General features: G+C 60.7%; 10 protein-coding genes. 4 read left to right on the top strand and 6 right to left on the bottom strand.

The features are described 5' to 3' along the window. Positions 1-5: 5 nt before the first annotated feature. Both F758_RS0129515 and F758_RS0129510 read left to right on the top strand, forming a co-directional pair. Positions 6-1,073 carry a UDP-glucuronic acid decarboxylase family protein gene (locus F758_RS0129515; protein WP_024511274.1) on the top strand — a complete coding sequence of 356 codons (1,068 nt, stop codon included), beginning with the start codon at positions 6-8 and terminating at the stop codon, positions 1,071-1,073. 132 nt (positions 1,074-1,205) lie between these two features. Then, the gene (locus tag F758_RS0129510) at positions 1,206-1,469 is read left to right on the top strand and encodes a hypothetical protein (RefSeq protein ID WP_245286614.1); all 264 of its coding nucleotides are present in this window, start codon (positions 1,206-1,208) and stop codon (positions 1,467-1,469) included. A gap of 129 nt (positions 1,470-1,598) precedes the next feature. Here F758_RS0129510 and F758_RS0129505 read toward each other — a convergent pair whose 3' ends face one another. From F758_RS0129505 to F758_RS0129495, 3 genes are all read right to left on the bottom strand, one after another. Continuing rightward, a complete protein-coding gene (locus tag F758_RS0129505; protein WP_245286613.1) occupies positions 1,599-2,885 on the bottom strand; it encodes an efflux RND transporter periplasmic adaptor subunit in 1,287 nt (428 codons plus the stop codon). A gap of 44 nt (positions 2,886-2,929) precedes the next feature. After that, positions 2,930-6,163, bottom strand: coding sequence for an efflux RND transporter permease subunit (locus F758_RS0129500; protein ID WP_024511271.1), 3,234 nt, complete (start codon positions 6,161-6,163; stop codon positions 2,930-2,932). Positions 6,164-6,294: 131 nt separating this feature from the next. After that, a complete protein-coding gene (locus F758_RS0129495) occupies positions 6,295-7,155 on the bottom strand; it encodes an SDR family oxidoreductase (protein WP_024511270.1) in 861 nt (286 codons plus the stop codon). A 198-nt stretch (positions 7,156-7,353) separates the two neighbouring features. Between F758_RS0129495 and F758_RS0129490 the strand changes: the two genes are divergently transcribed. Next, the gene (locus F758_RS0129490) at positions 7,354-7,734 is read left to right on the top strand and encodes a hypothetical protein (RefSeq protein ID WP_024511269.1); all 381 of its coding nucleotides are present in this window, start codon (positions 7,354-7,356) and stop codon (positions 7,732-7,734) included. An 88-nt stretch (positions 7,735-7,822) separates the two neighbouring features. On the opposite strand, the gene F758_RS0129485 is transcribed toward F758_RS0129490, so the two are convergent. Next, complete coding sequence (locus tag F758_RS0129485; protein ID WP_024511268.1) at positions 7,823-8,257, bottom strand: CBS domain-containing protein; 435 nt, start codon at positions 8,255-8,257, stop codon at positions 7,823-7,825. 155 nt (positions 8,258-8,412) lie between these two features. On the opposite strand from F758_RS0129485, the gene F758_RS50995 reads away from it, so the two are divergent. Beyond that, positions 8,413-8,583 carry a hypothetical protein gene (locus tag F758_RS50995; RefSeq protein WP_198026588.1) on the top strand — a complete coding sequence of 57 codons (171 nt, stop codon included), beginning with the start codon at positions 8,413-8,415 and terminating at the stop codon, positions 8,581-8,583. Positions 8,584-8,765: 182 nt separating this feature from the next. Here F758_RS50995 and F758_RS0129475 read toward each other — a convergent pair whose 3' ends face one another. Then, positions 8,766-8,951: a hypothetical protein gene (locus F758_RS0129475; RefSeq protein ID WP_157450197.1), complete on the bottom strand. Its 186-nt coding sequence runs from the start codon at positions 8,949-8,951 to the stop codon at positions 8,766-8,768. A 549-nt stretch (positions 8,952-9,500) separates the two neighbouring features. Further along, entirely contained in the window at positions 9,501-10,826 is a 1,326-nt protein-coding gene (locus F758_RS0129465; RefSeq protein WP_024511264.1) for a PQQ-dependent sugar dehydrogenase, read from the bottom strand. Position 10,827 lies beyond the last annotated feature (1 nt).

Here is a 10,827-nt window from a genome sequence, read left to right as displayed (position 1 = left end):
AGATGATGACGATACATACGCCCATCACCACCCGAAACTATGATCGCAGCGCTCGCCACACGCTCGTCACCGGAGGCGCCGGCTTCATCGGATCGCACTTGTGCGACTCGCTTCTGCAGCGCGGCGACACCGTGATCTGCGTCGACAACTTTTTCACGGGATCGCTCCGTAACATCCGGCCGCTGCTGAACCACCCGAACTTCCACTTCATCGAGCACGACGTGCGCAACCCGCTTTCCGTGGAGGGTGACGTCGACCGCATCTTCAATCTCGCCTGTCCGGCCTCGCCGCGGCACTATCAGAGAGACCCGATCGGAACGATGAAGACCTGCGTCATCGGCACCATCAATGTGCTCGAACTTGCGCGGAAGAAATCTTCCCGTGTTCTGCAGGCTTCGACCAGCGAAGTCTACGGGGACCCCGAGGTGCACCCGCAGCCGGAAAGCTATCAAGGTCACGTCAATCCGACCGGGCCGCGGGCCTGCTACGACGAGGGAAAGCGCGCGGCCGAGACGCTGATGTTCGACTATCACCGGCTTCACGGGCTTGAAGTCAAGGTCGCGCGCATCTTCAACACCTATGGTCCGCGCATGCTCGAAAACGACGGTCGCGTGGTCTCCAATTTCATCGTGCAGGCGCTGCATGGCGAGCCGATCACCGTCTATGGAAGCGGAAGCCAAACCAGAAGCTTCTGCTTTGTCGACGATCTCGTCCGCGGCCTGGAGATGTTGATGCAGAGCCCGACCTCCGTCACCGGGCCGTTCAACCTGGGCAATCCGCAGGAAATGACGATCGAGGAAGTCGCCCGCGAGGTGCTGGCCTGCACCAACTCGACGTCTCCGCTCCAATTCCGGCCGTTGCCGCAGGACGATCCCAAGCGGCGCAGACCGATCATCGACGCGGCCGAGCAGGTGCTCGGCTGGCGCCCGCGCGTGCCGCTCAGGAAAGGCATCGAAGCCACGGTCGCCTATTTCGCCCTGCAGCTCGCAAGCGGCAACACCACGGTCGCGCTTTCGAGGCAAGGCCCGGCGAAGGCATCTCGCGGCCGCCTGACCCTGGCGAGCCAGCAATAGCCGATGGAACCTGCAATTATGCGCTGCGACGCTCCGGACCGTCGCTCCCAAGGGGATAGAACCGTGGGTTTTTAGTCACACTTTACTCGCTTTTTGCGGGAGTCGATCACCGGCGCTCGCGGGAATTAACATATGAAAACGCCTGACTGGAATACCTGTGGAACAAGTTTGGCGGTGCAAGCATCCGTTTCGGGGCGTTCAGTCATGAAGTTTGGCGATTCGACCGATGAGAGTTTGTTGGCCTACTATGAGAGCGTTCGGCGGCAGGTCGCCGCGGATAATCGGCTGGGAGGACGTTACCGTCTGATCGGCGCGAGCGTGAGAGCATATGCCGACCAACTGCAGCGCGAGATGAGCCGCCGGCAGTTGCCGTTCAAGCCGATCGAATGGCCCTGAGGCGTACTGAACCCGAGCGCGATGAAATCAGGTTGAATCGTCATCGCGCTTTTGAAGTTTTTGCTTAAGCATGATCTTTTCGGAAAACCGCTGCACACTTTTTCCGGACCATGCCCCAGCAGCAGGCAATCATCTTTGCCGGCCGCCGTTCTCGGCTGACGCCTCCTTTTGGTTCTTCTGGTCGCCTTGATCGCCGCCCTCCGGAGCAGTGCGTACCTTCTGTCCTTCGTGAATCGTGGTGGGTGGGTTCAACACCACTTGTTGGCCGCCATTAAGCCCGTTCGTCAATTCGAGGGTCTGACCCAGATCGCGGTAGATTTCCACGGGCTGCAAATGGATCTCGTTGTCCTTGACGGTCGCGGCCCGGAGGCCCTGCGCGTCGAAGATCAACGCCTCGGCCGGAACCAAGACATTCGGGCGTTCCCGCGGCACGTCTATCTCGACATTGACGTATATCCCAGCCTTGAGCGCGTGGTCCGGGTTTTTCACATCGACCTGAACCGGCAGGGTGCGGCTCACCGACTGAAGCGCACCTGCATTGCGCGCGACCGTGCCGGCGAAGGTCCGGTCAGGCAACTCGAAGACGTGGACCTTGGCCGGCAAGCCATCCCTGATCCCCACGGCCAGAGTCTGCGGCACATTCACAGCGACCCGCAGCACGTCGTCTTTGACCACCCCGAACATCGACGTACCGGTACCGGTATCGGCATTGACGAGATCGCCGACATCGACGTTGCGGAAGCTCACCACGCCGTCAAAAGGTGCGCGCACCTCTTCGAAGCTTGTCAGCGTTCTCAGCCGATTGACGGTTGCCTGTTGCGCTTCCACGTTGGCTTCGGCGACCTTCACCCCGGCATTGGCAGCGTCGACATTGGCCTGCTGGCTCGACACGTTGGCCTGTTGATTGTCCCGATTCTGCATCGTCTCGTAACCTTTTGCAGCGAGCGAGCCGATTCGTGCATAGGTGACGTTCCCGAGCTTCAGGTTCGCCTCTGCCACGCTCACTTGGGCGGTCGCCTGCGCAACCGCCGCCTTGAGCTGCGCCAGTTGCGCTTCCGCCTGATCGAGCTGGCGATCGAGATCGGGAGAGGCGATTTTCGCGAGCAATTCGCCCTGCTTCACCCGGCTGCCGATATCCACCTTCCGTTCGGCCACGTAACCCGTGGCGCGCGCATAGATATTGGCTTGATCAAAGGCCAACGTCTGCCCCGGCAGGGTCGTTTTGATCGGATCTGAAAGCTGCTTTGCAGCCGCGGTGCGCACCTGCGGCTCGTCGCTATTGGTCTCCTCTTGAGTCTGTTTCGCCGCAGTACTGGTTCGCCAATGGCCGAGCACCCCTATTGCGAGCACGGCAACGATGGCGGCCGCAACCAGCCACGACCACCTTGCGGAAGGAGGATTCGGCCGCCGCTCCACGCGTCGCCGCTCTTCAGTCGCTGGCTGGCGTCGTCCGTCTTCTCTCATATGTAGTCCTTCACGGATGTTACCCTGCCCCGCCGCAGCACCGAATAAAGCAAAGGCACGAACAGCAGGGTCGAGCACGTCCCAACGAGAACGCCGCCGAGCACGGCGCGCGCCAGCGCGGCGTTTTGCTCGCTGCCTTGCCCCAGTCCCAGCGCCATGGGAATGAGGCCGACGAACATGGCGGCGGCCGTCATCAGCACGGGCCGCAGTCTCGTCTCGCCGGCCTTGATCGCGGCTTCGGCAGCACCGCAGCCGGTTCTCTCGCGATGCTCGCGCGCAAAGGTCACGAGCAGGATCGAGTTGGCGCTCGCCACGCCGACGCTCATGATCGCGCCGAACAGCGAGGGAATCGAGAACGAGGTCTGGGTGACGAACAGGCTCATGACGATGCCGCAGAAGGCAAGCGGCAACGCCGCCAGGACCACGAAAGGATCGCCCCAGCTCTGAAAATTCACGGCCATCAGCAGATAGACCGCGATCATCGCGATCGCGAGCCCCAGCCCGAGATTCCGAAAGGCGCTTTTCATGTCGGAGATCTGGCCAAGCACCGATATCTTGTCCGGCACCGGCAGATTCTTCTGCTCGTCCTGCATGATCTTCGATATTTCGTCGCTGACCGAACCCAGATCGCTGTTCTGCACGCTCGCAAATATGTCGAACTTGGGCTGAGTATTGAGATGATTGACGACTGTCTGCTCGGACTGGCGGCGAAGCTTGGCGATATTGTTGAATAGCGTAACCACGCCCGCGCCCTGCCCCTGGTTCGGCGCAGTCGATACGAACAGCGGAGTGTTGCCGATGTCGGCCAGCGAATTGTTGCGATATTCCGGCGTCTGCACCCAGAGCTGGTAGGGAATGCCGGTGTTCGGGTCGGCCCAGAAATTCGGGTTGACCTGGAAGCTGCCCGCCAGGGAGACGTTGAGCGCATTGGAGACCTGCTGTTCGCTCAATCCGATCTCCTGGGCCATCTGCCGGTCGACGTCGGCGAAGAATTCCGGCGCATCGGTGATCTGCTGGATGTGAACGTCGACCGCCCCGCGCACTGCGCGCAAACGCGCCTCGATGTGCTTGGCGACCTCGAGGTCTTTGGCGGCATTGCGGCCCGTGACCTGGACGTCGATCGGCGTGATCGTGCCGAAATCGAGGATCTGCGTGATCATGTCCGAGGGCTGAAAGTAGAAGATGACATCCGGGAACGCTTCGCGCAGCACCCGCCGCAGCGTCGCGCGATAGGCGTTCGTCGAGGCGTGCCCTTCCTTAAGCGAGATCAGGATCTGGCCGTCATTGTTCGCCACGAACGATCCGTCGCCGAAGGCGAAATTGTAGTTGCTCGCGGGAAGGCCGATATTGTCAAGCACGAGGCCGAGGTCGCTGGCGGGTATCACCACGCGGATCTTGTCTTCGATCGCGGCGAAGGTCCGTTCGGCGGTCTCGATCCGCTGTCCGGGTCTGGTGCGGACGTGCAGCGTCAGCTCTCCCGCGTCGATCTGCGGGAAATAGTCCTGGCCAACGAAAAGAAACAGCCCACCGGCCAGTGCGGCGACGCAGCCCGCCACCGCAAAGGAGATGATACGCCTCGCCAGCACGACATGGAGCAACCCGACATAGCCTTCGTGAAAGCGGGCGAACGCCCGCTCGAAACCGGCGTGAAAGCGCGCGAAAATGCCTTGCCTTGTCCCGCGCGAGGCATGCACTCGCTCTGCCGGTGCCTCCTGATCCGGGCGCTGGTGCGCTCCGAAGCGCTGCTCGTGCTCCCGCTGCACGAATATGTCGATGAAGATCGGGACCACCGTGCGCGACAGCAAATAGGAGGCGAGCATCGCAAAGACCACGGCGAGCGCTTGCGGCGTAAACAAGAACTTCGGCGTATCCTTTAGAAACAGCACCGATACGAAGGCCGCACATATCGCAAGTGTCGAGATCAAGGCCGGCTTGGCGATGCCGGCGGCTCCCTCCACCACGGATTGTCGGAACGGCCGCCCGTCCTCCATCAGGCGGTAGGTGTTCTCGACTGCCACCGTCGCATCGTCGACCAAAATGCCGACGGCAAGCGCGAGCCCTCCAAGCGTCATGATGTTGATGGTGTGGCCGAGCAGCCCCAATATCGCCAGTGATGTCAGGATCGAAAGCGGGATGGATATCAGGACAACTAGAGTCGAGCGCCACGAGCCGAGAAACAACAGGATCATGAGCCCAGTCAGGCCTGCCGCGATGACCGCCTCCCGCAGCACGTCCATGATCGCGCCTGACACGAACACGGACTGATCGAACAACATGTCTATCTTGGCGCCCTTCGGCGCCGCCTGCCGGATTTGCGGCAGATAACTCTTGACGTTGTCGACCACCGAGAGCGTCGAGGCCGGGCCGTTCTTCAGGATCGTCAGCAGCACCGATTGCCGGCCGTCCGCACGCACAATGTTCTGCTGCGGCGGCGAACCGTCGCGCACATAGGCGACATCGCGAACCAGCACGGGTGTGCCCCCGGCCATTTTGATCGGCAGCGCATTGAGCGCCGCAATCGCCTCGGGGGTGGAATTGAGCCGGATCGGATATTGCCAATTTCCGATCTTTGATTGACCCGAGGGAACCGTCAGGTTCTGCGTCGACAATGCATTCGTCACATCGAGTGGGGTGAGCCCATAACCCTGCAGCGCGTGCAGGTCGAGATCGACCATGATCTGGCGCGGCGCGCCGCCATAGGGCGATGGCAGCGTGCTGCCCGGCACCTCGGTCAACGTCTGGCGCACCCGATATTGCGCATAGTCGTAGAGCTGCGACTGACTTTGCTGATCGGAGGACAGTGCGAGCTGCACCACGGGCACGGAGGAGGCAGAAAACCTCATGATCACGGGCGGCTGAATTCCGGGTGGCATCAAGGCCCGGATCGAATTCATGGCCGACACCACTTGCGTGATCGCAAGATCGATCGAGACGTCCGGCTGGAAGTAGACCCGCTCGATCGCCACGCCCTGCAGCGTCGTGCTCTCCATTCGCCTGATGCTGTTGACGTTGTTGGAAAGCGAAAACTCGCTGTAGGTCGTAATGCGCTGCGACATGTCGGTGGTGTCGAGGCCGGTATATGTCCACACTACTACGACCACGGGAATATCGACCGTCGGCAGCACGTCCTTTGGCATCACGACCGCCGCGCCCGCGCCGCCCAGCAACATCAATATCGACAATACAAAAAAAGATACGCGATATTTCAGCGCGTATTTGACGAGACCCATGTGCGTCCCTTCGGTTTGGCTGAAAATTCAACCCACGGCGAAAAGTTCGCACCCGCGTCCGGGACGCAACTCATTGTGATGGGGCCGATTTGCCGAGGCGATAGGCAGCGGGCGCGCACGGCGGGCGATCCTCAAATGAACGGCTTGCCCCCGGTGACCGCGATCGTCGTTCCCGAGGTGTAGCTCGAGAGCGGATCGGCCAGCATGACATAGGTCGTCGCAAGCTCGGCCGGTTGTCCGGCCCGCTTCATCGGAACTTGCCTGCCGAAATTCTTCACCGCCTCCTCCGGCATGGTCGACGGGATCAGCGGCGTCCAGATCGGTCCCGGTGCGACCGCATTGACCCGGATGCCCCTCTCCGCCAGCATCTGTGCGAGCCCACCGGTGAAATTCTGGATCGCGCCCTTCGTGGTGGCATAGGCGAGCAGGATCGGGTTTGGCATGTCCGAGTTGACGGACGCCGTGTTGATGATTGCGCTGCCGGGCTTCATATGCGGCACGGCGGCCTTGGTCAGATAGAACATCGCATGAATGTTGGTCTTGAAGGTGGTCTCCCATTCCTCGTCGCTGATCTCGGTGATCTCACTGAACGTCGCCTGATGGGCCGCATTGTTGACGAGGATGTCGATGCCGCCGAGTTGGTCGACGGAGCGTTGAATGACGGATTGGCAGTGGCGTGGATCACTGAGGTCGCCGGGGATAAGCACCGCCTTCCTCCCCTCGTGCTCGATCCGTGCTTTGACCTCCTGCGCGTCCTCGCTCTCATTGAGATAGGCGATCAGGACGTCGGCACCCTCACGGGCATAAGCGATCGCGACCGCGCGGCCGATCCCGCTATCACCGCCGGTGATGACGGCCTTCATGCCCGCAAGCTTGCCCGATCCTTTGTAGCTGGTCTCGCCATGGTCGGGCCGCGGATTCATTTTCGATGTTAATCCGGGCATCGGCTGCTTTTGGTTCGGATAGGGCGGCTGCGGAAATTCGCGTTGCATCATGAACTCCTGCGGCAAGATGAATGCTCAATCGGCGAAGCAGGTCGATGTTCCTCTGGCAGGCTGCGCGCCTTGGCGCGTTAAGGTTGCGGAACTCCTGACTAGAAGCCTCACATCCGTTTGAGACGAAAGCTTTGGGTTCCGGAAACGCCCGTGGCCGGCATGCGTTGGCTTGCCTCACGAGGACGGAGACAACTTATGAACTTGAAGCTCTTGACCGTAACTGCCGTTATGACGGCTGCAGTGGCCTCGCCTGCACTCGCCGATCCTCATGCGCGGTCCATGCCGGTACAAAACAAGCTCCAGCAGGAGCGCGCCTACTATCGGCATGGCTACTACGGTGGCGGCTACTACGAGCCGGGCTACTACGGCTCCTATAATCGCGGTTTCTGGCCGGGCGACGTCGCCGCGGACGTCATCGGCGGCGCGATCGGAACGGCAGGCGCGATTGCAACCGCACCGTTCGCCTACAACGCCTATGCCTATAACGGCTATTATAATAATCCCTATAGCGGCTTTGCCTGTGAGCCCGGAACGGCCTTCATAGGCGCGGATGGCTTACGGCATCTCTGCCAGTAACGATCCGGTACGCAGCAACGATGAAGCAAACGGAAGAGGCGGCCTTTTGGACCGCCTCTCTTGTTTTGATATTCCGACGTTTGCCGCCTCAACCGATCTGCGTATGCTGGCCGCCCGGCTGGCAGATCTGGTGCAGCGAGGCCGCGGTGACATCACCCGCCTGGCTTCGTGCGATGTCGCCAAGCGAGATGATTCCGACCAGCCGCTTCCGACGATTGAGCACCGGCAGGCGCCTCACCTGGATGTCGCCCATGGTCCAGGAAACCTCCTCGACATCCTGATCATCGAAGCAATATTTCACGTCCGGCGTCATCACCGCTCTGATCCTGGTGTCGGGACCACGCCCCTTTCCGATCGCGCGGACGGCGATGTCCCGATCCGAAATCATTCCGACGAGATGATCATCCTCCGCAACCGGCAGCAGTCCGACGTCAAGCTCCGACATCGCCTCCGCTGCATCTCTCACCGTGTCCTCGGGAGTGCAAAGCTGAACATCCGCCGTCATTACTTCAGAGACTCTCATGACGTCCTCCGCTTAAGTTTGGCCACCAACCGGCGACGGTGTCTCCCGTTCCCGATCTCCCAGCGATTTCATGAACACATTCACTCGCTGGGAACGCGCCCTTGCTTTGCGCATTAGCCATCGACAGATGTCGTCAGCACCGGAAGGAGTGTTCCGTGGCCAAACCTCGCGAGCCAAACGGCATTGAACCCGAGCATTCCGAAGAAGACATTCAGCGCCGGCAGTTCGGCCCACGTGGCGTACCGGGTGAGCCGGATCCCGCCAAGATGACGCCGCAGCGTGAGAAGAAGCAGCCCAAGAACGTCGATCCCGGCCACACGGCGTGAGCGTGCGGAGACGATGATGCCGGAGCATCAGGAACCTCGTCGCACTCGTCGCGGTGCCGATCCGAGATCGGAACGCAGTCTCATGATCCAGCATTTGAGCTGTGTAAAAAGAAGAAAGTGAGCTGTGTAAAAAGAAGAAAGCCTCGGATTGCCGAGGCTTAAATGATTGTATGGAAGAGGCCTTACTGCTGCTTCTTCGCTTTCGTGGATTTCATCTGCTTGTCTTTGGCGGCCTGATTGTATCCCTTCGTCGCCCAGTCTCCCTTGCCACTCATGGCCCCCGGGGCCGCCGCATATGACGGTACAGTGGTCGATGCGAGGGTCAGGCCAAGCAACGCAGCGATAGCGAGCAAAATTACCGATTTCATAAAGACCTCCTCCATAATTGGAAACGACGACAATATAAAACCAATTCAATTTAAATGCGAATACATTTATTAAGTTGAATCATTTAAATATATCGAATCTTCGGTCCGTACTCCCCCGGAGCTCCCGCCGGCACCTCGACCGCCGCCGAATTCCCACATTTCTGGTATTCCTGGCACGTACAAGGCGGCACGACCGAGGTTCGGGTTCGCGCCGCAAATTCACGAATTAAAATTTCAACTTTTCACAAGCCGTCTTTTTATTTAAATTTTGCTCCCCAAAAGTATTTTCATATTTTATATTTGCGAGACGCATGACAATGGACCAGACGATTGCCCGTTTGCGTGCCCACAAGAGCAACATTGAGAGGTATCGCCGCCTGCTCACAACCAAGCTGACCGAGGTTGAAAGGCGATATCTCGAGAGGCGCCTGTGCGAAGAACAGTCGGCCTTAGAGGCTGTCGCTGTGCTCGACCACGCTGGACTGTTCAGCGTACGCTCATAAGCCAAGCATCGACGGAGAGGATAGCCGTGGCGCTTCGCGTCGCGTTTCAGCCGCCCGCGGCTGAAACGCGCCAGACGGTGTTGCCGACGTCGTCCGCGATCAACAGGGCGCCGGTCTTGTCGAACGCTACGCCCACGGGGCGACCACGCGCCTGTCCCTGGTCGTTGAGAAATCCGGTCACAACGTCCTGGGCCGGGCCGTTCGGCTGTCCATTGCTGAAGGGCACGAACACGACCTTGTAGCCATTCAGATTTGGCCGGTTCCAACTGCCGTGCTCGCCGACAAAGGCGCCACCGCGATAATTCTGCGGAAGGCTGCTGCCCGTATAGAATGCAAGCCCCAGCGGCGCCACGTGCGAGCTCAGCGCATAATCCGGCACGATGGCTTTCGCGACCAGGTCCGGTCGCTGCGGTTCGACCCGCGGATCGACGTTCTGGCCGAAATAGCTGTAGGGCCAGCCATAGAAGCCGCCCTCTTTGACCGAGGTCATGTAATCGGGCACGAGGTCAGGCCCCAGCTCGTCGCGCTCGTTCACGATCGCCCACAGCGCATGGCTCTGCGGTTCGAAGCTCAAGCCGGTCGGATTGCGCAATCCGCCCGCATAGACGCGCCAGCGCCCGGTGTCGCGCTCGACTTCCAGGATCGCGGCGCGGTTCTTCTCCGCCTCCATGCCATTCTCAGTGATGTTGCTGTTGGAGCCGACCCCGACATAGAGCAGCGAACCATCGGCGCTCGCGGCCATGCTCTTGGTCCAGTGATGATCGATCGGGCCGCCCGGCAGATCGGCAAGCTTGCTGCCGGCCTCCGTCATCTTGGTCTCGCCCTCCGTATAGGGATATCGGACGATGGCATCGGTGTCGGCGACGTAGAGATCATTGCCGACGAGCGCCACGCCGAAGGGCGAATTGAGATGGTCGAGGAAAACGCTGCGCTGTTCCGGCACGCCATCGCCATTGGCATCGCGCAACAACGTGATGCGATTGCTCGGCCCGGTCGACCCGCCGGAGGTCGCCCAGGATTCAACGAGTCCCATCGCGATATCCTTGGGCCGCTTGATGGACGGGGCTGGCGGCGCCTTGGATTCCACCACCAGGATATCGCCATTGGGCAGTACATAGAGCGAGCGCGGATGCTCCAGCCCCGTCGCGAGCGGCTGGATCTTCAGCCCTTGCGCGACGGTCGGCGTCTCGCCCTCTCTCCATCCGATCACATGGGCAATGTGCACCGGCGGCAGAAGATACTGACTGAGAGCAGGAAGATTCGGGTGCGGCCCGATCTGCGCCTTGGGGTCGCCGCCGTCGTCGCAGCCGGCCAATGAAAGCACCGCGCCGCACAGCAGCACGAGGCCGCCGACACGCCTGGCGCGTACCATC

It is taken from the genome of Bradyrhizobium sp. ARR65, assembly GCF_000472385.1.
Lineage (GTDB): Bacteria > Pseudomonadota > Alphaproteobacteria > Rhizobiales > Xanthobacteraceae > Bradyrhizobium.
This window is presented reverse-complemented; position numbering and strand designations above follow the sequence as displayed.

Bases quoted from the DNA above. Each gene is read 5' to 3' on its own strand.
- F758_RS0129475 (WP_157450197.1), bottom strand. From the start codon at position 8,951: ATGAAATCGGTAATTTTGCTCGCTATCGCTGCGTTGCTTGGCCTGACC.
- F758_RS0129515 (WP_024511274.1), top strand. From the start codon at position 6: ATGACGATACATACGCCCATCACCACCCGAAACTATGATCGCAGCGCT.
- F758_RS0129490 (WP_024511269.1), top strand. From the start codon at position 7,354: ATGAACTTGAAGCTCTTGACCGTAACTGCCGTTATGACGGCTGCAGTG.
- F758_RS0129495 (WP_024511270.1), bottom strand. From the start codon at position 7,155: ATGCAACGCGAATTTCCGCAGCCGCCCTATCCGAACCAAAAGCAGCCG.
- F758_RS0129485 (WP_024511268.1), bottom strand. From the start codon at position 8,257: ATGAGAGTCTCTGAAGTAATGACGGCGGATGTTCAGCTTTGCACTCCC.
- F758_RS0129510 (WP_245286614.1), top strand. From the start codon at position 1,206: ATGAAAACGCCTGACTGGAATACCTGTGGAACAAGTTTGGCGGTGCAA.
- F758_RS0129500 (WP_024511271.1), bottom strand. From the start codon at position 6,163: ATGGGTCTCGTCAAATACGCGCTGAAATATCGCGTATCTTTTTTTGTA.
- F758_RS0129465 (WP_024511264.1), bottom strand. From the start codon at position 10,826: ATGGTACGCGCCAGGCGTGTCGGCGGCCTCGTGCTGCTGTGCGGCGCG.